Genomic DNA, 22161 nt, shown 5'->3' on the forward strand with positions numbered 1-22161 from the left:
TAACAAGTAATTTAGATACCAGTTCATCACCCACTGCAGGATCGCAGAATCCAACCCAGTAAGACTCCAATACCACCAAAGCGGACAATTTGCCAAAAAACTTCCCCCAGCAGTCCGCGACGGATTCCTTCCCAGAATAGGCGCTTTAATTCCCCTTCTTTAAGCAAATTGCTTTCTAAAATTACCTCTAATTCTTGAATCTGTTCGCGAATTTGTACTAATTCCTTTTCTAGTTCAGGTAGGGGATTTTCGCGCCATTGGGGTTCTATTTGGCTAAATTGTGCTTCTAGGTCTTTTTTTTGCTGTTCTGCTTCACTGATCTGTCGATAACGGTCTTTTAGTGATGCGATCGCCGCTTCGACTTCTTCAATCGCTTCGGTAAATTCTGCCGATTCATCGTTAGGGTAGGGGTTTTCTTCTAAGGACATGGACTCGATCCGATTGCCTGCGTCTAAACTATAGTTATAGACGATTTTACGGTTTTACGAAACCTTTTGATTATGATTCCATCCCCTGTCTCTTCCTCCTCTCAGACTGTTGATGATCTATCTACCCTGGAATTGGCGCGGATTTTGGCGGAACGTTTGGCGATCGCACCAATTGACTGGCATCGTCTGAAGGCCAATCGTAATGCTCGGGCTGCTGAACAATTGGGGACGGCTTTGGTGTTTTTATTAGATAATCAGCCAGAAGAAGCACTTCCTCGGCTACAACAGGCTACAGGCTGGCTTGATCGCTCGATTTCTGCTCCTCCCTGTCCTTCTCACGGTCATGGTCATTAATTCAACCAGCGTTCCTGTTTAATTTGTTTAGAAAGTTTCAGTTGGGTTCCTGTTTGATTCCAGTGAACTTGGTCGAAGATTTGATATAACATACACAGTCCTCGGCCATTTTCCGCTTCTTCAGGGGGAAAATTGGGGCAATCGCAACTACAGCCATGATGGTGACAACCTGGCGTAAATCCACCACCTTCGTCGGTAATTACCCAAGAATACTCGTCTTTACTGCTAGAAAATTGAACAACGACGGTTTTGCTGGGATCGAGATGATTACCGTGTTTAGCGGCATTAACTAAAGCTTCCTGCAATCCTAATCTAATTTCTGGTTCTAATTCTTCGGGAATACTAGCGGTCAATAAATCTAAAATCGGACAAAGATACAAGGTGGAAGCGAAACTCATGGTGTTCCAGCTTCGTTTGCTTGTTGGCAGTGAAATAGCAATCACGCGCTTTACCTCTAGCTTTTATTCAATGACTGTTCTCTTGCAGAAAGATTAAGGTCTCTTAACCGTCGATCTAGATGATTGCCATACCTAATGAGTCATATTTTGTCCCTTTTCTGTCTCTGAGATTGATTAGATATTTTTATGATTGATCTACACACCAATCGAAAATCAAGGCAGCTTTGAGCGAGTAGTTAATCAAAAAAGTAGTTAACTGGAACGGGGCTTAATATGCTATTATCCTTAACCGTTGACTTTTCAGCTATAAACGGCTAAAGGGTCGGGTTTTTCCCCTTATTTCATCATACCATATTTGTGTTTTTTTGTCTAAGAAAAGCAGCGCATTCGACGTGGGGAGTTTGGGGAAAGAAATCGGCGGTTTGCACTTCTAGCAGTTGATAATCGCCTGTTTGACAGAGATATTGCAAGTCTCTGGCTAAAGTTGCACTTTGACAACTGATATAAACAATGCGTTGACTTTGCAGCTGTAACAGGCTATCAAGGACAGAGCGATCGCAACCTTTGCGGGGCGGATCGAGTAGAATAATGTCGGGTTTAACTGTCAGTTGCGGTAAAGTTTTTTCTACAGCCCCTAAAATAAAGGTTGTGTTGGTAATATTATTTAATTGGGCGTTAATCTTGGCTCGATCGAGGGAAAAGCTATAGGATTCTAGTCCAATCACCTCTTTAACCCGTTTAGCGAGGGGTAAAGTAAAAGTACCGATACCACAGTAAGCATCAATAAGAATTTCTTCACCTTTAAGCTCTAATTTCTGGCAAATAAGCGCCAATAAAGCTTCAGCAGCCTCTGTATTAATCTGAAAAAAGGTATCGGCAGCCAATTGATAGGTTAATCCGGCGAACTTTTCGTTAATATAGTCCCTTCCGGCGATAGTTGTGGTCTGAGTGCCAAAAATAGCATTACCTCGATCGGGGTTATAATTCAGGGTTACACCGACTAAATTGCCGTATTTTGCCAGCCATTGCCGCGCTTGGGTCTCAATTCCCTGTAAATTATTATCGGTACTAATCAGGGTTAATAAAATTTCTCCCGTGTGGCGGCCAATTCTTAGGGATAAATGGCGTAATTGTCCTTGATGGGTCTTTTCATCGTAAATTGACCAGCCTTGCTCCTGAATATCCTGTTTTATCTCTGCTAGAAACGGATTTAAAGCCTGATCTTGAATTGGACATTGATTGAGATTAATCAGATGATGGCTGCCGCGACGATAATAACCCGCTTGCACATTGCCGGTGGGGGAAAATCCGAGAGGATAGGTAGCTTTATTGCGATAAGCGAGGGGAGAAGTACCGGTGAGGGGAGGATAAACCAAAGGATCGGTAAAACCGCCAATTCTGGTTAATACCTCTTGTACTTGCTCTTTTTTGACCTGCAGCTGAAATTGATCCTCGATGTGTTGCCATTGACAGCCACCACATTTATCGGCGACGATGCAGCGAGGCCGGATACGATGGGGAGATGCTTGTAGAATAGTTTGTAGTTTGCCGATCGCATGACTTTTTTTGATATAGGTGATGCGAGTTTGAATGCGATCGCCAATAACCGTATCTGGCACAAAAATCACCTGTCCTCGGTATTTTCCCACACCTTCGCCCGTATGGTTGAGGTCGGTAATCTCGATCTCGATTAAATCACCTTGTTGCATAGTTAGGGAAACCAGTTTTCATCTAGGGTTTCTTCTCAGTAAAAATAACCCAACTCTATTCTACAATCAAAAATTAATTTTTCTAAAATCCTAGATCAGCTTTGGCAATTTTGGCCGCCGCTAAAACTTCCTCGTCGGGTAATTCTCGCCAGTCGGTCGCACCTATTTCAGTATAGAATTTTTGATCGTAGGCGCGAGTACGAATTACTACCGGCATAGGGACCGCATGACCTAAAACTAAAGCTTGTTGTTTTGAGTCTAATTTTGCTAAAACTGATCGCAAACTTCCCCCTCCAGAAACCCCAGTAAATATGGCTTCGATGTCCTTTTCATCGTTTAATAAACAGGTGATTCTCGTCCCTACCTGAGACATAACTTCGTTATCAATTCCTGAAGGTCTTTGATCGACAATTAAGAGAGTAACAAAGTATTTTCGCATCTCCCTGGCGATGGTTCCAAAGATAGTTTGATGTACCACAGCAGAATCGAGAAATCGATGAGCTTCTTCAATGGTAATCACTAACTGTTGCGGCCGATCAACGGGGTTTTTAGTTTGTAAAAAATATTCAGCTTTTTTAACATAATTAGCATGAATCCGACGGGTGATCATATTGGTGGCTAACATATAGGAAAGCATATTACTTTGGGAGCCAAATTCAATGACAACGTGCTTACCCGCATCTAAAGCTTGTAAAACCTGATCGATATAATTGTGAGGACAAACACTTCTTAAATATTTCAAACTATCTAGACGCATTAATTTTCTCTGGAGGGACATGATTGATCCCGCATGGCCTTGTTTTTCCGTACAGAAGATTTTAATATCCTCGTTACTCATATTTAATAACTGAGTAATCCAAGATTCTCCATACTCGTTATAGAGAATATTGGCATTATCTAAACTAGCTTCCGAGATACCTAATTCCCGACCGATTAAACGAATATCTTCGATTTCAATCTGATTATAACTTAAGAATAATTCCTGCGCTCCTCGTACTCCCCGGCGTTTGGTAGAATCGGGATCGAGGGTATAAATTTCCACCTGTCCGGGGAATAATTGACATAATCCTTTCACCGTAGAAACCTCCTTCCCCTCTTTCATCGCTTCCCAACCGTATTCCGAGTGCATATCAAACATGAGGTTAACCCCTGCTTGTTTGCGAATAATGCCCGAAATTAGTAATCTGGTTAAAAAGGATTTTCCCGTCCCGGATTTGCCAAAAACACCGTTACTACGTTCCACAAAGCGATCGAGATTAATACATATTGGCACGTCCATGTCAAGGGGTTGACCAATAGCAAAATTCTTTCTGGTGGGATCATCTTCCCAACCGAAAACCATGCGAAAATCCTGCTCACAAGCTTCATAAACTTGGCTAAAATGCGCGGGAATAGTTTTAACTGGCAGTAATTCTAAATCGGCGCTAGTTTGGGGTTGAAAAGAGCCTAAGGAAGTGTCGGAAACTGCCGGGGAATTACCTCCAGTCGGAGTAAACATGAGCATAGGCGATAGTTCAATAGTACCATAAGTACCGCTACCCGCTAAAACATCGCGCATAAAACTATCATCGGGATGGGGAGGATTCGCGATAATCCGGGGACTAGAGTTACCCAGGGAGACATCGGTGAGGAGACAGAAAAAACGCGAGCGAGTGCCTTGCACAACCAAAAACTTACCGACGCGCATATCCTCCACGGAAATATCCGGATAAAGACGGATTTCTAAACCTTCACTCAGGGAACCTTGAATAACCGATCCGAGGGGCTGTTCACTCATGCTAACCTTGATTTGTGGCGATCTATCTCCCTATTCTGTCACTTTTCCGTTAATCGGTGCAAACTCGATCGGGGACAGTCATCAGTGATCAGTAAACAGTAATCAGTGAACTTAAAACTCAAAACTAATAACTGATAACTGATAAAGGGGTTTAAGAAAAAAAATCGGGTTGATCAACGGGAAGCAAGGAAATAGCCAAGGGAGAAGAGAATGCCACTAAAAAAGTGAAGATTAACCGCTATAAACTTGCAGTTACTGACTAGCTGAGGTTGATCGTGATTTTGGTTAACGTGGTGGACTAATTGCCAAGCGAAAGGGAGACTAAGGAAGATTAAAAGGGTGAGAGGGGGATAAACTTGCAGCAGCACAAAAACCACCGTTAAAACGTAAACGAGAACCGTCACTACGGTTAAAACTCTAGAACCTTTTAAAGTACCTAAACGAGCAATGGGTGATTTTTTACCCGCTTTGAGATCATCGGCAACTTGATGGAAATGGGAACAAAAAAGGATGATAGAAGTGGTAATCCCGATAATAATTGAAGCTGCTAGACTAGAGACAGAAAAAGCACCTGCTTGGGAATAGTAGGCAGCAGCAATCGCCAAGGGTCCAAAAGTAAAGAAACAGATAATTTCCCCTAATCCTTGATAACCGAGACGGAAGGGAGGTCCTTGATAGGTATAGCCCAAAAAACAACAGAGGGCGATTAATTCTAGGATAATCCAATCGCCTCGCCAATAACTAATGGCAAAAATGCCAGCAATACCGACTAATAGAAAAAGATTACTGAGCCAGAAAATTAAAGATTTATTGCCAGTTAAATTAACGATCGAATGAGCTTTATTAACATCGATCCCAGTATCGGCATCAAAAACATCATTACTGAGATTTAACCAAGCGAGAATTAAAATAGCTGAGAGGATAAAAGTGGCAAAAATCGGCAGGGAAAATTGACCTGTTTCCTGATAAGCGATCGCTGTTCCCAAAATAATCGGTATAATCGCCACACTATACATTGGTGGTTTCAGGGCTGCTAACCAGAGTTTTTTGGGTGAGGGAGTGGTGATAGTATCGGTGGTCATAGCTGAATAATAATCAGGAAAACTCGATCGCTCTAGGGATAAAAAACGAGGGTTTAAGGTAGAATTATAGCTTTTTGTGCCTCCACTAGAAAAGCGGCATTTCCTATTTGTGATGATAAACAGAAGTTATTAAAAATGGTAGGAGTGCAGGGGATGCGCCCAAAATTTCCTATAGGGTGTTATTCTCTAGACGGTAAACTGAAAATTCCTATAACTTTCCTAGCCACCGATGAGAGCGACCGCTAAAGATGATATTCTTTATATTCACCATGAGGATGTGCCAGTTTATAAAAAAGGCGGTTCGGTGGTGAGAAATAGTTATTTTTGGGCGCTAAAATCGATCGCCTGTGGAGCGCGTCGGGGACAGGATTGGGAGTTCGATGCACAGGTGTGGGTGGCGCTGGTGCGGATGTTGCTCTGTTTTGCCAATTCTGGCTATTTGGGGGATGGTGAGACAATTTTAGAGTTTACTGTCGATTGTCCCATTCCCGAACCTTTACGGGGGATATCTACTTACTTATAGCCTCGCTGAGATAGTTAGCGGTGGATTCCACTAGGGGAATAGTATTTTCGTATAACATTCGCGTCGGTCCGATAATGCCGACACTACCGACGGGAGTATCTCCCTGTTTATAAAAAGCGGAGATAAGAGTACAAGGGCGCATGGATTCCAGAGGATTTTCGGAACCAATGGTGATTTTGACTTTTTTAGCTGATTTTTCTAGTTCTGGTCTTTGTAAAATCAGGGGTAAAAGGCGATCCTGTTCTGCTTCCAATAGATGCAGTAACATTTGTACTTGTTGCCATTGGGCGAATTCTGGCTGTCGAATGACTTCAGCGACACCATGGACGATAATCTCTGGGATGGCAGTGGATTGGAGACTAGCGCTGATTTCTTGGCTTAATTGTCGGAGAAAATGGGTATAACGGGTAAATTCTCGCTCGATTTGCTGCCAATCGAGGTTAATTAAATCTGCCAAGCAATAACCTTTTAATTTTTCCCCGAGAAAATTAGAGAGGATTTGTAATTCTTCTGCTAATCCATCCTCCTTGTCCGTTGCCATAGACTCAGGAATCTCTATCATAACCGAGCGTGTTTGTAAACTATCTGTAACAATAATTAACATGATCTGCCAGTTCGAGACAGGGATTAATTGCAGATGACGCAGGGTATTGGTGAGGGTGTGGGGAAGAGTAACGATAGCGATATAACCGCTTAAACCGGCTAAAAGTTGGGTGGCCCGTTGCAGCAGACTTTCGAGACTCCAAGCGGGAGATTTAGCATTTTGATGCAGATAATAGCCGATTTTTTCGCCGATACGGTCATCGGGAGTCATCAACTCATCGACGTAGAGACGATAACCCCAATCGGAGGGAATGCGTCCGGAGGAAGTGTGGGGTTGATAGAGTAAACCTTCTTTTTCCAGTTTACCCAGAGCATTGCGAATCGTGGCGGAACTAACAGTAAACTTGTACTCATCGAGTAGAGTTTTCGAGCCAACCGGTTCGGCCGTGGCGATATAATGTTGGATTGTCGCCTTTAAGATATGTTGATAGCGATCGCTGAGATGGGTTCTAGCGGACATAGGGGAATAATCTTAAGATAAAGATTTATAACATTTTTTTAGACAGTATAACGCTTAATCAGTTATCAGTTATCAGTAATCCATGGTGAGAAAGGGGATAGTTTGCCTCTCTCTTTTCCCGATGGTGGCCATGAAAATTAGTAACGGGGAATATTAGGGTCGACGAGGAGGGAATAAGCATCGATGCCACCGTTAATATTCTTAACATTAGTAAAACCCTGACTTTGTAGCCATTGGCACATTTGCAGGGATCTCATGCCATGGTGACAGATAACGAGGGTTTCTGCTTGGGGGTTGAATTGGCTGGCAATAGTGGGCGACCATTCTTGGTATTGACTCAAGGGTAAAATGGTAAAATTGGCTACAGATGCCATGGCAACTTCCTCTGGTTCGCGCACATCAATAAGTTGTAAATTAGGATCATGATCGGCTAAACGGAGAGCGAGTTCATGGACGCTAATTTCGGTAATGCTCATAGATTTGGTTTTAAGAATCGGTTATCTTTCCTTTAGAGTAGCAAATCGGGGGACCCTGAGCGGTTAGGGACTTGCGTAGGAATAATATCCCAGCCAAGTGGGGGGATTTGGTCAGTGCCAGAGCGGGGGGGGGTGATATGATGGGGAAAGGGCAGGTATTGAAGAGATTGATGCTTTTTAGTACGCCGATTAATCGACCAGCTGAATTTTGATGAATATTGAACAAGCCGTTATCGAAAACTTGCGAAAACTTCCTTTAGAAAAACAACAAGAAGTCTTAAACTTCAGCCAATTTCTAACTCAGATAACTTCGCCAAAAATTGAAGAGATGACCTCCCAAGAAAAAGCAGAAGATTGGCTAAAATTTCTGGAAAGTCAACCCAAGGATACCCCCGGATTACCCGATGAAGCATTAGGGCGTGAAACTATCTATGACTAATGGCTAAATATCTATTTGATACTAATATTTTACTGAGGCTGAGTGACCGAATTTCCGCTAATTATGCCTTGTACTGCATTCTCCCCATCTCCCCATCTCCCCACTTCCCCACTTCCCCACTTCCCCACTCCCTAGCTTATGATTCCCCTACAATTAACCCTAAAAAATTTTCTCAGTTATCGCGAGGCAGTGCTAGATTTTCGCGGATTACATACTGCCTGTATTTGTGGTGCCAATGGTGCGGGAAAATCCTCTTTACTCGAAGCAATTACTTGGGCAATTTGGGGAGAAAGTCGCGTCTCGATTGGTGATGATGTGATTCATGCGGGCAGCGATTATGCGCGGGTAGATTTCGAGTTTAGTTATGGGGGAGAAATCTATAAAATTATCCGTAGTCGTCACCGGGGAGGGAAAGCTTCTGGTTTAGATTTTCAGGTGATTAATGATCAGAGTTTTCGTCCTTTATCGGGTAAAAGTATTAAAGATACTCAAGCACAGATTAATACTTATCTGAAAATAGACCATAAAACTTTCATTAATTCTGCTTATTTACGACAGGGACAAGCGGACGAGTTTATGAAACAGCCTCCCAGTGGTCGTAAACAGATTTTAGCAGAATTATTACAACTCGATCGCTATGAAATTTTAGCGAATAAAGCCAAGGATATATCGAAACAATTTGATGGACAATCCCTCCAGATCGAGCAGCAAGTAGAAACTATCAAACTCCGTCTTCAGGAGAAAAATTCTTATCAGGAACACCTGCAAGAGTTAAGCACCCAAATTAACCAAATTAATCAAGAACAAGAGGTAAATAATCGGCGTTTACAGCAACTGCAAGGGGAAGAAAATCAGCGTCAGAATTGGGAAAAACAGCTGCAGTGGCAACGAGAACAGGAGCGAGCTTTATTAGCAGAAATCGAGAGATTAGACCGGGAAAAAGTTAGTCTAGACAATCAATTAAATCAAATAAGGACTATTCTTCATCGCAAAAATGACATTATTACTGCACACGAGCGCCTAATCAATTTAGACCAGAAAGAGGCAAGTTTGTCAAGTCAATTGCAAGCTTGGCAACAGGCCCAGTATGATAAACAACAATTAGAACAGAAATTACAGCAAAAAATTAACGAATTTACCCTTCCCATCCAACAAACGAGCGCTCGTTTAGAAGAATTGCGAAGACAGGAACAAGAAACTCAAAAAATTATCGAGCAAGCGGGGGATATTCAAGCAGGATTAGAGAAATTAAATTATCATCGTCAACGTCTTCAGGAATTGGATAGATTAGCTTTAAAATATGCTCCTTTAAATAGCCGAAAAGCTGATCTAAATATGCAGTTGGAACGGGAAAAAGCCAGGATTAATGCTCGTCGGGAACAACTGCAAAGAAATCGGCAACAATTAGAGACAGAAATCGCTCGTATTCCGCTTCTAAGAGAGGAAGCTCTCAATTTAGCCAAGCGAATTAAGGAACTAGATAAAAAACAAACCTATTGTGAACGAGTGGAAGAAAAGGAAACTGTTAAACAAGTGGATAAAAAAAGTTTATTGGATCAACAGAAAAGATATGAAGAACAACTTTTAGAGTTAACTGATAAATTGGAAAAATTAAATATTCCTGATTCGGTTTGTCCTCTGTGTGAACAGAATTTAGACAGTCATCACCGTCATCAGGTAATCAGAAAAACCCATCAACATCAAGAACAAATTCAAGAGCAAATTTGGTCCCTACAGGAACAGATGGCAGACTGCGATCGAGATTTAAAACGTTTACGCGAGGAATTAGCCCAAATTAAACAAGAATTGCCAGCAAGATCGAATCTACAACAAAAATATGTGCAGTTGGAAGTCAAGTTAGAAACTATTGAAGAAAAGGAAATAGAACTAGAGAAAACCGAGGAGATACTTGTGGAGTTAGAAGCACTTTTACGCAGTGGCAATTATGCCCTAGAATTACAGCAAGAATTGCAAATTGTCAATCAAGAAATCGCCTTATTAAATTATGATGAACAAAGTCATGCTTTAGTCAGAGGAGAAGAAAAAAGATGGCGTTGGGCAGAAATTCAAGAATCAGAACTTAAGCAAGCAAACCGTCGTTTATCTAATATCAAGGCTGAGAAACCTAATTTAATTAACCAATTAGCTAAACTAGAACAAGAGAAGCAAGAACTAGGTCAAAATTCCCCACTTAAACAGGAAATTGAACGCTTAGAAAAGCTTATTCAAAACTTAAATTATGATCGCAGTGAACATCAGAATATTCAAAATCTGATTCGACAATTACAGGGGGTAAGATTACAGTATCAAGACTGGCAACAAGCGGAAAAAATTTATCCAGAAATAGCCGCTAAAATCGCTGACATTGAGCAAAGATTACAGCTGCGAAATGAGGATCGCCAGAAGCTGAATCAGGAGTTAGCAAATATTATTCAAAAGATTGGTACTTTGACCGACTATCGCCAAGAAATAGCCGCATTATCGACTAATATTCAACAGCGGAGACAGATAATTGATGGATTGCTCTCCCAAAAAGGTCGGGTTGAGGAGAAGTTACATCAACTGGAAACTTTAGGTAAACAACTGACAGAAAAAGAGAGCGATTTAGCTAAAGTTAAAAAACAATATAGAGTTCATAAAGAGTTAGCCCTAGCTTTCGGCAAAAATGGTTTACAAACTCTAATGATTGAGAATGTTTTACCAGAGTTAGAAGCACAAACTAATCATATCTTAGCTCGCTTAACTGGTAATCAATTTCATGTGCAGTTTTTAACCCAAAAAAGCGGTAAAGGTACGAAGAAACAGCGAGAAAAGTTAATCGATACTTTAGACATTATTATTGGTGATACCCGGGGATCCCGTCCCTACGAAACCTATTCAGGAGGGGAAGCTTTTCGGATTAATTTCTCGATTCGATTAGCTTTAGCGAGATTATTGGCACAAAGAGCCGGAACAGCTCTACAAATGCTCATTGTTGACGAAGGATTCGGAACTCAGGATGCGGAAGGATGCGATCGCTTAATCGCGGCAATTAACGCTATATCCGCCGATTTTGCCTGTATTTTGACTGTAACTCATATGCCCCAATTTAAAGAAGCTTTTCAACATCGCATCGAAGTCCGCAAAACCGAACAGGGTTCCCAATTGATGTTATTATCCTAGGAAAAATATTGATGTAAATATGGAAAAAATTACGGTAACAGTAAAACTATTTGCTATTTATCAAGAAGTCTATCAAACTTCACAATTAAACCTCGAATTTCCTGCCCACACTTCCCTTACAGAAGTGTTAAACTATATTATAGCCCCCTATCCTCAATTAGAAAGATGGCGCAATGTTACTCGTTTTGGAGTTAATCTTCAGTTTGTTTCGGGAGAGAAAGTCCTCGAAAATGGCGATGAGATAGTTCTAATTCCCCCCGTTAGTGGTGGCTAAATGGGGTTTGCTGAAAAAGTACGGGCGAAGCATTCGGATAGAAAATCTACGGTTTCACCGATAGGTTATTGTCCGAATGCTTCGCCCCTACAGGACGCGGGCTGATGAAGACGCAAGGTTTTGAAGCACGATTCTCTCAAAATCTTGCACCTGTTTCGCGAGAAAAGCCACAAAACCCTTACCTTGCCTACATTTCACATTTGTTCAGCAAGCCCTAAATGGAGATAGGGAAAATCACAAAAACTGCCACCTTTTTCCCTTTTTACTTTTTCCTTGATATCCCGTGTCTAACTGGCAAATTCCCCCATCGGTAACTCTTCCCCAAGAGTTTTTAAAAATAGTCCAAGACTACACCCCAGAGTCGGATGGCAGCGTCGTGGCACAAATATTATGGCATCGCGGTGTCCGGGATGGGGCGACTCTGCGGACGTTTCTGGATGAGAAAGCTTATCAGTCAAAAACTCCCTTTGATTTTGGGCAAGAAATGAACTTCGCCGTCAAAAGACTGGAAAAAGCCCTAAATAAAGGCGAAAAAGTGACTATTTGGGGTGATTTCGATGCCGATGGTGTCACCGCTACCAGTGTCCTCTGGGAAGGATTGGGGCAGTTTTTTCCACCCTATCAACAGTTAGATTATTACATACCCGATCGCCAAAAAGAATCCCACGGCCTCAATTGTCCAGGTATCGAGAAACTAGCGCATCAAGGAACCCGTTTAATCGTCACCTGTGACACGGGAAGCACGAATATCGCTGAAATTGACTATGCAAACGGTTTAGGCATCGATATTATCATCACCGATCATCATACCCTACCCGACGAGCGCCCCGAGGTGATTGCCCTGATTAATCCCCGCTACTTTGTGGAAACCCATCCTTTCTATCATCTTTCTGGGGTTGCTGTTGCTTATAAATTAGTGGAAGCGATGTATTTAACCCTAGCAGATATTCCCAGAAAACCCCTAGAAAATTTACTTGATTTAGTTGCGATTGGTTTAATTGCCGATTTAGTCAAATTGACGGGAGAATGTCGTTATTTAGCTCAAAAAGGTATGCAAAAACTGCAAAATACTCAGCGTTTAGGAGTTAAAAAATTACTCGAGTTATGTAACAAAACCGGAGATAGACCGATGGATATATCCTTCGGTATTGGACCGCGAATTAATGCCGTCAGTCGCATTTATGGCGATGCTAAATTTTGTGTGGAATTACTCACCAGTGAAGATGAAAAACGTTGTCACGAATTAGCTGAACAAGCGGAATTAGCCAACATTCGTCGCCAAGAAATCCAACGGGATATTATTAAACAAGTTCAGAAAAAACTAGAGAGAATTGATCTTTCCACCACTAATGTAATTATTTTAGATGATCCCCAATGGCTGGCGGGAATTTTAGGATTAGTTGCGGGACAAATTGCCCAAGAATACCAGCGACCAACAATTTTATTAAGTACCAGTGAACCACCTTTTGCTAAGGGTTCCGCTCGGTCAATTCGTGAGATCGATCTCTATCAATTAGTATCCTCTCAATCCCATCTTTTACATCGTTTTGGTGGTCATCCTTTGGCCGCTGGTTTAAGTTTAACCATAGAAAATTTACCCCTATTTATTGAGGGAATTAATCAACAGTTGCGACGCACAGGAATTGATTTAACTTCCCTTTCTTCTCAGATAGAAGTGGATGCAGTGGTGACGGTTTCCCAATTGGGAAAAAGTCTATTTCGAGAATTAAAATTACTGGAACCCTGTGGGATGGGTAATCCGACACCGAAGCTATTAATTCAAAATTGTTATTTTCACAATCTTTGGCATAAAAATCTTGAGGATTTCAAAGGCAAAAAAATCGCTTATCCCCGGACAACTTTTGATCTCTGGGATAGTTCAATCGAGCAGGGATTCCCCGGTATGTGGTGGGGTCATCAGAGAGACGAAATTGCTGCCGATACCCATTATGATGCCGTAGTTGAATTAGATTTTAATACCTCCAAAAATCGCTATGAAGTGCGATTAATTGCTCTGCAACCCTATCAACAAGAATTCCTAAGCTATGGCAATAAAAAAGATTTTTTAATCGACAATCGTAATCGAGAAATTAATCAAGAAGTTAACCAATTAAATCCCCTTTTTCTCCGGGAATGTCCCCGGGATTGGACAAAACTTTCTAGGGAATATCAACAGGCAATTTTACGCGATAAAAAGTTAGTTCTTGCCTATGCTAGTCCTTTAAAAAAATCCGCTCACACCTCATGGATAAACCTTGTGGGGATTGGGAAATATTTAGCTAGAACTAAAACCAGTATTTCCCGTCAACAATTACAAAACCGTTTAAACCTCAGTTATTATACCCTAGAATTAGGATTAGTTTCCCTAGCAGAAAATGGCTTTAAAGTCAAGGAAAATCAAGAAAATTTATCCTTTGAATTAGTCAATCATGAGGCAAAAATTAATAAGATTGAGCAATTTCTGGAAGCGGTGGCCTTAGAAAACTTTCTCCAGCAATACTTTGCTACTGTTCCCCTAGAAATTCTGCAAACAATTCTTAATCATGAAGACTCGATCGATTTCTAATTATAACTCTTATTTACTGATAACTGATAACTGATAACTGATAACTGATGATTACTGATTACTGATAACTCCTTGACCGAAGAATTTCGGGGGTTTTGCTAGGGTATAAACTTCCGTATTTTGTGCGATTGCTTGACGAATATAGAGAGGAGTTTGTAACATTCCTAGTAAAGTCATGCCATCAATTAAACGTAATCCTCCCGTAGTTGTATCGGTGATTAATTCATCCACCACATCGGGATCGGGACGAGTATTTAAAGGATGATTAGCACAAAGAGTAAAACCCCAAGGAGAACCATAACTAGGAGTGGGAGCGCAATAGGAATGAACGTAGGGAAAAACTGCTTTTAAAGTATTCACCAAACGCGCATGATACATCACTGAAGGAGGAGAAACCGGGCCAGATTGGACAACAACAATGCCATTTTCGGCCAAAACTCTTTGTAGTTTTTCAAAGTATTCTTTCGTGAATAGGGGGAAAGAAGGACCCTCTCCGATGGGATCAACCAGATCAGAAATAATAATATCCCATTGATCGTTAGTAGTGTCTAAAACTTCTAAAGCATCGGCCACAACTAACTCAAAACGAGGATCATCAAAAGTGCCTTGGTGCATTTCGGGAAGATGTTCCTTACAAGCTGCCACCACATCCCCATCGATATCGATCATCATCACTTTTTCGATTGTTTTCCAACGCAATAACTCCCGGGTTGTCGCACCTTCACCACCTCCCAGAATTAAAGCAGTTTTTGGTTCTTGGTGGGCAATCATTGCCGGTTGCACTAATGCTTCATGATAAATAAATTCATCCCCCGTACAAGATTGCCATTTCCCATCCAGTACCAAGGCTTTTCCATAGGCCCCCGACTCTACAATATACATCTCCTGAAAAGCGGTTTTTTTGTAGGCTAAAATCCGCGAAACCCCATGACTATAAATGTCCCAGGGGGTAATATATTCGTTAACCCATAGATCCGCTTTTAGTTCACTTCCTGCCATAACTAATCCTCCTTGGGGTGAAAAAGGCACGATCTATCATTATACAACAATTGACAAAATTCGATCGATAACCTGAAATTATCTCCCAGTCATCCCGAAGCTGCCGATAATCGATCGCTGAAAAACGTTAAGCTAGAAAAGATTAAGTAAGTAGTTATAATTAAATTGAAGATAGATTTTGCCTCTGATCCCCCCTGCCCCCCTTGATAAGGGGGGTGCCGATCCCCCCTTGATCCCCCGTTGATAAGGGGGGTATTTGATAATTTTTAACGCCTACCTACTTAGCGAACAGTAAACTTCTAGCCACTAACCTATGACCAAAAACGAGACTACCGAGAAAAAGATTTTTCTCCTAGATTTTGAAAAACCCCTCTACGAATTAGAATCCCGCATCGAACAGATTAAAGAATTAGCCCAAGAAAATAGCGTAGATGTCTCGGAACAAATTAGTCAACTAGACGAACGAGCTAATCAATTACGTCGTGAAATTTTTAGCAATCTCACCCCTTCCCAACGGCTACAATTAGCCCGTCATCCCCGGCGCCCCAGCACCCTAGATTATATTCAGGCCATCACCGATGAATGGTTCGAGTTGCACGGGGATCGCGGTGGTTACGACGATCCCGCTCTTGTGGGTGGTGTTGCCCGTTTTAACGGTCGTCCCGTGGTGATTATCGGGCATCAAAAAGGCCGGGATACTAAGGATAATGTGGCTAGAAATTTCGGCATGGCTGCCCCCGGTGGTTATCGTAAAGCCATGCGTTTAATGGAACACGCTCATCAGTTTAATCAGCCAATTTTAACCTTTATTGACACCCCCGGCGCCTGGGCGGGGGTAGAAGCGGAAAAATTAGGTCAAGGAGAAGCGATCGCCTATAATCTTCGGGAGATGTTCCGTTTAGATGTGCCGATCATTTGTACTGTTATTGGCGAAGGTGGTTCGGGCGGTGCTTTGGGGATCGGTGTCGGTGATCGCCTGTTAATGTTAGAGCATTCTGTCTATACCGTGGCGACTCCCGAAGCTTGTGCAGCCATTCTCTGGAAAGATGCCAAAAAATCTGATAAAGCGGCAGTGGCCCTCAAAATTACCTCAAAAGATTTAAAAGAGTTAAATATTATCGATCAGATCGTTCCTGAACCCTCCAGAGGGGCTCATGCTGATCCGATTAAAGCGGCAGCCAATTTAAAAGCCGCTATTAGTGAAAATTTAGAGACTTTATCTTTGTTAACTCCCCAACAACGACGCGAATCTCGTTATCAAAAATTCCGCAATTTAGGCGTATTTTTAGAAGCTACCGCTTAATCAGTGAGCAGTGATCAGTTATCAGTTATCAGTTATCAGTTATCAGTTATCAGATGTGAGTTTTCAGTGATTAGTTTGTTTTGTAGATTTGGAAGATTTCAGCTTCAGCTTAAGGGTTGCACCGACAAAGCTATAATATTGATGGCAGGTTCAAAGACACACCAAATGAAACGGGACGAGGTGCTGGCAATTCTAGAGGCACACCGAGAACAGTTACAAAAACTAGGGGTGAAATCTTTGTCTTTATTTGGTTCAGTGGCCAGGGATGAAGCTGATGCCGATAGTGATGTAGATTTGTTAGTAGAATTCGATCGACAAGGTGGTTTTTTTCAACTTCTGCAAGTACAGTATTATTTAGAAGATATTCTGGGATGCTCTGTGGATTTAGGAACTCAGGATGCCTTAAGAGAACATTTACGAGAACCTGTGCTTGAGGAGCTGATCAATGCCTTCTAGAGATTGGCGACTTCGCCTTCAAGACATTTTAGAATCTATCAGTGAAATTGAACAGCGAACAAAGGCAATGACGTTTGAGGAATTTGCCAAGAATCAAACAAATATCAAAGCGGTTCTCTATGATTTTATTATTATCGGAGAAGCAACTAGAAATGTACCGAAGGAAATTCAGTCTCGCTATCCTCTTATTCCTTGGCGTTTAATGGCAGGAATGAGAAATGTTGCAACTCACGAATATTTTCAAGTTAATTTAAGTAGAATTTGGGCAACAATTCGAGAAGATTTGCCGACCTTAGTACCACAACTACAAGAAGTATTAGCAAGGGAAACAGACCCGGAATAGTTGCGGGGCATTTGTCATATTTATCGGGCAATTTAGCCTACTTTTGTGGTTTCTTTTTCGCTGGATTGGGAGGGTTTTAGTTTGCCCTTGATGGTTGAAGCTGCAGGGAGAGTAGCGAGGGTAAGGAGGACTTGAGTCCTACGCCCCCTCATAACAACTAATATGTAGTAATGTCGGGGCGCAATTGACACCATGATGTCGAGAGAGTCGATTAACTAGCGCTAACTTCAGCAGGATAAACGCTAACTTGACGGCGACTTTTATCCTTGTATTCAAATTTGACCACACCATCAATTAAAGCGAATAAAGTATCATCGCCACCACGACCAACATTTTTACCCGGGTGAACTTTAGTACCCCGTTGACGGATGAGAATACTTCCCGCTTTTACCACTTGACCACCGTAGCGCTTAACGCCTAGTCTCTGGGAACGAGAATCGCGTCCGTTGCGGGTACTGCCCGTACCTTTCTTATGAGCCATAATTTCTCTCCAAATGCTTTTTTGATTCTAAAAGTTATTCTTCTTCGTCGCCACTATCTTCTACAACTTCAGCGACGGAGGTGGCAGCAGTGGCGACTAGGGTTTTACCGTTATAATTGATTGAATCAATCATAAAACGGGTAATTTCTTGACGATGACCGCGTTTTTTACGGGTTTTCTTTTTCGGGCGCATTTTATAGACAATAACTTTTTTGCCCCGACGATGTTGCATGACAGTCCCTTCGACGCTGGCCCCTTCGATAAAGGGCTGACCGATGCTAATATCATCCTCATCATGGATTAATAGCACTTTGTCGATGGTATGGGTACTTTGTTCATCAACGGGAAGAAGTTCGATATCGTAATAGCGACCAGGTTCCACCCGAATCTGTTTGCCACCGGTCTCAATAATTGCGTAACTCATGAATTTTCTGCGCTCGTTTTGCCGTACAGGTAGCTGAAAAAAATTCCAGCTTTTGTGCTAATGTCTTCACCTGATCCGAGCAGGAATTGACACGATTTACTATTGTCTAATATCTAGGGGGCAGTTGTCAAGCCTTTAGCCCACCGATTCGCTATATACTAAAAATAATCTTACGAAAAGCTCAATTAAACCGTTATGGAACAGTGGGAAAGCAGAGGACACCTGTTAACCGAACAAATTAACCCAAACAGCCTAAATTTAGACCAATTAAACCCGCTCGAATTGGTGGATCTCTTCAATCGCGAGGATGCCCAAACCCTAAAAGCGATCGCCATAGCCCGGCAAGAATTGGCCCTAGCAATCTCCCTGACCAGTCAAGCTCTGGCTAAGGGTGGTAGGCTCTTTTACATTGGGGCGGGAACCAGTGGCCGGCTGGGGGTTTTGGACGCGGCCGAATGTCCCCCCACCTTCTGCACTCCCCCGGAATTGGTACAGGGAATTATTGCCGGTGGAGCGGCAGCGCTGGTGCGTAGTTCCGAAGATTTGGAGGATAAAGCGGAAGATGGGGCGGCGATTATTGCCCAGCGAGAAATTCACGAATTAGACGTGGTAGTGGGGATTACCGCCGGGGGGACAACCCCCTACGTTCACGGGGCTTTACAGGCGGCAAAACAGCGAGGTGCGACGACGATTGCCATTAGTTGTGTCCCCGCCGAACAGGTGGAGATCGCCGTGGATGTGGATATCCGCTTATTGACCGGACCAGAACTTTTGGCTGGCTCCACCCGCCTGAAAGCGGGAACGGTGACGAAAATGGCTTTAAATATCCTTTCCACAGGGACAATGGTAATGTTAGGCAAGGTTTACGGCAACCAGATGGTCGATGTGGCTGTTACTAATCATAAACTCCATGACCGCGCCCTACGGATTATCTGCCACCTTAGCGATATTAGTCGTGAGGAAGCGGCAATTTTACTGGAAAAAAGTGGCCGCCGGGTTAAACTGGCTTTGTTAATGCAGAAAACGGGACTTTCGGCGGCGGCAGGACAAGAATTGTTACAAAAGCATCGAGGGCAATTACGGGCTGCCCTGCAAGCTTATAATCAAATTGATTGATAAAAACCTATTGATTTTGACTTTCCTATGGTTAATATTTCTTCGGAAATTGCTGCGGTCGCTGTTATTTTCCTCGTCGCTGGTGCTATCTTGACTTGGAGTTTTTATCGAGCTAAACCCTACGGCCAACTGGGAATTTTACCTTGGTTACAATCCTTGGTACTAATAGCTCCTTGGTTAATTTTTTTCGGGCTATTTGCGGCGGGAATTGCTCTCAATCTAGCGGTAATTCTCTTTTTACTGGTTGCTTCCACAATTATCTATATTTATTTAGGCAACCGGTTACGCTTACTGAAAACCAATCAGATAATTGAACCAAAAGTTAACCCAGCAGTTAGCCAGTCCGTTACTCCCCTAGAAACCCCGGCAGCGGTGACAGTAATTGTGCCGGATGTGATGCCAATTTCCGAACAGGATATAAAAGTTATTCAGAGTATTTTTGGGATAGATACTTTTTTTGCCACCGAAACTATCTCTTTTCAGGAAGGGGCAATTTTTAAAGGCAATTTACGGGGAGAACCGGATATAGTTCACTCGCGCTTAACCCAGAAATTAAGTAATCATTTTGGTGATAAATATCGTTTATTTCTGGTGGAAGGAACCGAGGAAAAACCGGTGGTAATTATCCTTCCCAAAACTAATGATCCTAGTCCTGCAACTCTTGCTCAAAAAAATCTCTCTTTAGTTTTGTTAGTCGCTACCATTGTCACCAGCTTAGAAGCGGCGGGAATTTTATTAGGTTTTGATTTGTTTAGTAATTGGCAGAGATATCGAGAAGCAATTCCCCTCAGTTTGGGTTTATGGTCGGTATTAATTGCCCACGAAATTGGTCATCTAATTATCGCTAAACGCCATAATGTTCGTCTCAGTTTACCCTATTTTCTTCCCACTTGGCAGATTGGTTCTTTTGGGGCGATTACTCGTTTTGAATCTTTATTACCTAACCGCAGTGTCCTATTTGATATAGCTTTTGCTGGTCCTGCTTTGGGAGGTTTGGTTTCTTTAATCTTGTTAATTGTTGGACTGACTTTATCTAATTCTGCCAGCCTTTTTCAAATCCCTAGTACCTTTTTCCAAAGTTCAATTTTAGTGAGTTTTTTAGCGCGGATAGTTTTAGGTGACGAGTTACAAAATGCCGTTATCTCCGTGCATCCTTTAACTGTTATTGGTTGGTTAGGATTGGTGATTACTGCCCTTAATTTACTGCCCGCCGGACAGTTAGATGGTGGCAGAATTGTTCAGGCTATTTATGGTCGCAAAATTGCCCGCCGTACCACTGTGGCCACTTTGGTTATTTTGGGCATTATTTCCTTAGTTAATTCTAGCAATCCCATTCCTCTCTATTGGACAATTTTAGTCGCTTTTTTACAAAGAGAGTTGGAAAGACCTAGTTTAAACGAGTTGACCGAACCCGATGACACCCGCGCTGGTTGGGGTTTATTACTGCTCTTTTTAATGTTAGCGACTCTGATTCCTTTAAGCCCTAGTTTAGCGGGACGTTTAGGCATCGGTGGCTAAATACTTCCCCGAAATTCTTGCCATTGATTGCCGTCAAAAAAAAGCTTGACAAAAACTCAAGTCTTGACTTATTATTTTATTATAATGGGAATCCGCGTCCGCCTATAGACCCCTGATTTTTCCGTAAGATATAGCCCCCAGCATTTAGCCCTGGAGATTTGACTTTTGGAGTTGCTCAAAATGTCTAACGAAACTGTCACTTATTCCCTAGAAGCTGTCCTGACAAGAATTGAGGGGAAAATCGACTCTCTGGAAAAACGCCTTGACGAGAAAATCGACTCTCTGGAAAAACGTATTGACGAGAAAATCGACTCTCTGGAAAAACGTATTGATGAGAGATTTGACAAGATAGAAGACCGGTTAACTAAAGTAGAAATAGGACAGGCCGAACTCAAGGGAGAAATCAAAGCTTTGGATGAACGAGTAAGTACAAAAATCGAGGGATTAACTGCAAGGGTTGCCTATCAGGAATTCACCAATCGAGGGATTCTGATAGCATTGGTAGTCGCTATTTTAGGAGGTGCCGCTAAACTTTTTGGTTTTTTCCCTAATCCTTAGAAGTTGCCGGTAGCCGCACCTAGTAGATAGGCTCTTCCCAAAAATTTTTCCCTCATTACCCCGATCATCCGTTAGAATAGATTCAGAATTTAAGGATAAAACCTCATCTATGAATCCCGTTGTTTTGGTGCATGGTTTTCTGGACACTACGGCTGTTTTTAAACCGATGAGCGAGTATTTAAACTATCATGGTTGGCAGGTGCATAGTTTTAATCTAATTCCCAATCATGGTTACGAAAAGTTAGAAGTTTTAGCCGGTCAGGTGGACAATTATATCGAGAAAAACTTTGCTAAAGAGCAGAAAGTAGATCTGATTGGGTTTAGTATGGGAGGATTAATTACCCGCTACTACCTGCAAAGATTAGGAGGGGTGGCAAGAGTGCAACGTTACCTAAATATTTCTGCCCCGAATCGAGGCACTTTAACCGCATATAGTTTACCCTTAGATGGGATTAGACAAATGCAGCCAGGGAGTCAATTTCTAGAGGATTTAAATAAAGATTGTCAACAAATTTTAAATAAAATTAAAACCACAATTATCTGGACTCCCTACGATTTAATGATATTTCCTGCCCATAGTTCCCGTTTATCGGTGGGGAAAGAAATTTCGATTCCCGTATTGCTTCATGCTTGGATGGTCAAAGATAGCAAAGTTTTAACAACAATTAAAGAGACCTTATTAGAATAGAAATACTGGTTGTCTCCAATACCG

The 22161-nt window shown here is 42.1% G+C and carries 23 protein-coding genes and 1 pseudogene; 13 read left to right on the forward strand and 11 right to left on the reverse strand.

What is annotated here, in order from left to right; genetic code table 11:
* Nucleotides 1-26: 26 nt before the first annotated feature.
* Nucleotides 27-428, reverse strand: coding sequence for a DUF2203 domain-containing protein (locus ACQY1X_RS19490; RefSeq protein WP_430015027.1), 402 nt, complete (start codon nucleotides 426-428; stop codon nucleotides 27-29).
* 72 nt (nucleotides 429-500) lie between these two features.
* Here ACQY1X_RS19490 and ACQY1X_RS19495 point away from each other — a divergent pair, with 72 nt between their 5' ends.
* Complete coding sequence (locus ACQY1X_RS19495; RefSeq protein WP_002735085.1) at nucleotides 501-782, forward strand: DUF6439 family protein; 282 nt, start codon at nucleotides 501-503, stop codon at nucleotides 780-782.
* Here the strand turns inward: ACQY1X_RS19495 and ACQY1X_RS19500 are convergent.
* The 4 genes from ACQY1X_RS19500 to menA form a co-directional block, all read right to left on the reverse strand.
* Nucleotides 779-1180 carry an ATP-binding protein gene (locus ACQY1X_RS19500; RefSeq protein ID WP_002735716.1) on the reverse strand — a complete coding sequence of 134 codons (402 nt, stop codon included), beginning with the start codon at nucleotides 1178-1180 and terminating at the stop codon, nucleotides 779-781. The two genes, ACQY1X_RS19495 and ACQY1X_RS19500, sit on opposite strands and share 4 nt — an antisense overlap.
* A gap of 344 nt (nucleotides 1181-1524) precedes the next feature.
* A complete protein-coding gene (gene rlmD / locus ACQY1X_RS19505) occupies nucleotides 1525-2889 on the reverse strand; it encodes a 23S rRNA (uracil(1939)-C(5))-methyltransferase RlmD (RefSeq protein ID WP_002737565.1) in 1365 nt (454 codons plus the stop codon).
* Between the two features lie 82 nt (nucleotides 2890-2971).
* Nucleotides 2972-4666, reverse strand: a complete 1695-nt coding sequence (locus tag ACQY1X_RS19510) for a helicase HerA domain-containing protein (protein ID WP_002750369.1) — start codon at nucleotides 4664-4666, stop codon at nucleotides 2972-2974.
* A gap of 173 nt (nucleotides 4667-4839) precedes the next feature.
* The gene (menA, locus tag ACQY1X_RS19515; RefSeq protein ID WP_430015028.1) at nucleotides 4840-5748 is read right to left on the reverse strand and encodes a 2-carboxy-1,4-naphthoquinone phytyltransferase; all 909 of its coding nucleotides are present in this window, start codon (nucleotides 5746-5748) and stop codon (nucleotides 4840-4842) included.
* A 229-nt stretch (nucleotides 5749-5977) separates the two neighbouring features.
* Here menA and ACQY1X_RS19520 point away from each other — a divergent pair, with 229 nt between their 5' ends.
* Nucleotides 5978-6271 carry a hypothetical protein gene (locus tag ACQY1X_RS19520; protein WP_430013382.1) on the forward strand — a complete coding sequence of 98 codons (294 nt, stop codon included), beginning with the start codon at nucleotides 5978-5980 and terminating at the stop codon, nucleotides 6269-6271.
* Here ACQY1X_RS19520 and hrcA read toward each other — a convergent pair.
* Nucleotides 6258-7334 carry a heat-inducible transcriptional repressor HrcA gene (gene hrcA, locus ACQY1X_RS19525; protein ID WP_430015029.1) on the reverse strand — a complete coding sequence of 359 codons (1077 nt, stop codon included), beginning with the start codon at nucleotides 7332-7334 and terminating at the stop codon, nucleotides 6258-6260. The two genes, ACQY1X_RS19520 and hrcA, sit on opposite strands and share 14 nt — an antisense overlap.
* A gap of 137 nt (nucleotides 7335-7471) precedes the next feature.
* The gene (locus tag ACQY1X_RS19530) at nucleotides 7472-7810 is read right to left on the reverse strand and encodes a rhodanese-like domain-containing protein (RefSeq protein WP_190722022.1); all 339 of its coding nucleotides are present in this window, start codon (nucleotides 7808-7810) and stop codon (nucleotides 7472-7474) included.
* Between the two features lie 211 nt (nucleotides 7811-8021).
* Between ACQY1X_RS19530 and ACQY1X_RS19535 the strand changes: the two genes are divergently transcribed.
* From ACQY1X_RS19535 to recJ, 4 genes are all read left to right on the forward strand, one after another.
* A complete protein-coding gene (locus ACQY1X_RS19535; protein WP_004163204.1) occupies nucleotides 8022-8249 on the forward strand; it encodes a hypothetical protein in 228 nt (75 codons plus the stop codon).
* 138 nt (nucleotides 8250-8387) lie between these two features.
* Entirely contained in the window at nucleotides 8388-11411 is a 3024-nt protein-coding gene (gene sbcC / locus ACQY1X_RS19540) for an exonuclease subunit SbcC (RefSeq protein ID WP_430015030.1), read from the forward strand.
* A gap of 19 nt (nucleotides 11412-11430) precedes the next feature.
* Nucleotides 11431-11685: a MoaD/ThiS family protein gene (locus ACQY1X_RS19545; RefSeq protein ID WP_016516797.1), complete on the forward strand. Its 255-nt coding sequence runs from the start codon at nucleotides 11431-11433 to the stop codon at nucleotides 11683-11685.
* A 283-nt stretch (nucleotides 11686-11968) separates the two neighbouring features.
* Complete coding sequence (gene recJ / locus ACQY1X_RS19550) at nucleotides 11969-14251, forward strand: single-stranded-DNA-specific exonuclease RecJ (protein ID WP_430013387.1); 2283 nt, start codon at nucleotides 11969-11971, stop codon at nucleotides 14249-14251.
* A 51-nt stretch (nucleotides 14252-14302) separates the two neighbouring features.
* Here recJ and ACQY1X_RS19555 read toward each other — a convergent pair whose 3' ends face one another.
* Nucleotides 14303-15250 (reverse strand): fused MFS/spermidine synthase, encoded by a 948-nt coding sequence (locus ACQY1X_RS19555; RefSeq protein ID WP_002790803.1) that lies wholly within the window; start codon nucleotides 15248-15250, stop codon nucleotides 14303-14305.
* A gap of 313 nt (nucleotides 15251-15563) precedes the next feature.
* Here ACQY1X_RS19555 and accA point away from each other — a divergent pair, with 313 nt between their 5' ends.
* The 3 genes from accA (at nucleotide 15564) to ACQY1X_RS19570 (ending at nucleotide 17352) form a co-directional block, all read left to right on the forward strand.
* Complete coding sequence (gene accA, locus ACQY1X_RS19560) at nucleotides 15564-16553, forward strand: acetyl-CoA carboxylase carboxyl transferase subunit alpha (protein ID WP_002737858.1); 990 nt, start codon at nucleotides 15564-15566, stop codon at nucleotides 16551-16553.
* Nucleotides 16554-16718: 165 nt separating this feature from the next.
* Nucleotides 16719-17009, forward strand: a complete 291-nt coding sequence (locus tag ACQY1X_RS19565) for a nucleotidyltransferase family protein (protein WP_016516799.1) — start codon at nucleotides 16719-16721, stop codon at nucleotides 17007-17009.
* The gene (locus ACQY1X_RS19570; RefSeq protein WP_002744095.1) at nucleotides 16999-17352 is read left to right on the forward strand and encodes a HepT-like ribonuclease domain-containing protein; all 354 of its coding nucleotides are present in this window, start codon (nucleotides 16999-17001) and stop codon (nucleotides 17350-17352) included. Before ACQY1X_RS19565 ends, ACQY1X_RS19570 begins: the two co-directional genes overlap by 11 nt.
* Nucleotides 17353-17384: 32 nt before the next feature.
* Here ACQY1X_RS19570 and ACQY1X_RS19575 read toward each other — a convergent pair.
* The 3 genes and pseudogenes from ACQY1X_RS19575 to rplU form a co-directional block, all read right to left on the reverse strand.
* Nucleotides 17385-17477 (reverse strand): annotated as a pseudogene (locus ACQY1X_RS19575) (PEP-CTERM sorting domain-containing protein); the annotation flags it as partial.
* Between the two features lie 86 nt (nucleotides 17478-17563).
* On the reverse strand, nucleotides 17564-17833 hold the full coding sequence (gene rpmA / locus ACQY1X_RS19580; RefSeq protein ID WP_002738127.1) for a 50S ribosomal protein L27: 270 nt from the start codon (nucleotides 17831-17833) through the stop codon (nucleotides 17564-17566).
* A 34-nt stretch (nucleotides 17834-17867) separates the two neighbouring features.
* Entirely contained in the window at nucleotides 17868-18257 is a 390-nt protein-coding gene (gene rplU, locus ACQY1X_RS19585; RefSeq protein ID WP_430015031.1) for a 50S ribosomal protein L21, read from the reverse strand.
* Nucleotides 18258-18452: 195 nt separating this feature from the next.
* On the opposite strand from rplU, the gene murQ reads away from it, so the two are divergent.
* The 4 genes from murQ (at nucleotide 18453) to ACQY1X_RS19605 (ending at nucleotide 22137) form a co-directional block, all read left to right on the forward strand.
* Nucleotides 18453-19373 carry an N-acetylmuramic acid 6-phosphate etherase gene (gene murQ / locus ACQY1X_RS19590; protein WP_002736540.1) on the forward strand — a complete coding sequence of 307 codons (921 nt, stop codon included), beginning with the start codon at nucleotides 18453-18455 and terminating at the stop codon, nucleotides 19371-19373.
* Between the two features lie 27 nt (nucleotides 19374-19400).
* Nucleotides 19401-20891 (forward strand): site-2 protease family protein, encoded by a 1491-nt coding sequence (locus ACQY1X_RS19595; protein WP_430015032.1) that lies wholly within the window; start codon nucleotides 19401-19403, stop codon nucleotides 20889-20891.
* A gap of 180 nt (nucleotides 20892-21071) precedes the next feature.
* Nucleotides 21072-21449: a DUF4164 domain-containing protein gene (locus ACQY1X_RS19600; RefSeq protein ID WP_002744089.1), complete on the forward strand. Its 378-nt coding sequence runs from the start codon at nucleotides 21072-21074 to the stop codon at nucleotides 21447-21449.
* Nucleotides 21450-21558: 109 nt separating this feature from the next.
* Entirely contained in the window at nucleotides 21559-22137 is a 579-nt protein-coding gene (locus ACQY1X_RS19605) for an esterase/lipase family protein (protein WP_002750357.1), read from the forward strand.
* Nucleotides 22138-22161 lie beyond the last annotated feature (24 nt).

The sequence above is a fragment of the Microcystis protocystis FBCC-A270 genome (assembly GCF_050500235.1).
In the GTDB taxonomy this organism is placed as follows: domain Bacteria; phylum Cyanobacteriota; class Cyanobacteriia; order Cyanobacteriales; family Microcystaceae; genus Microcystis; species Microcystis ichthyoblabe_A.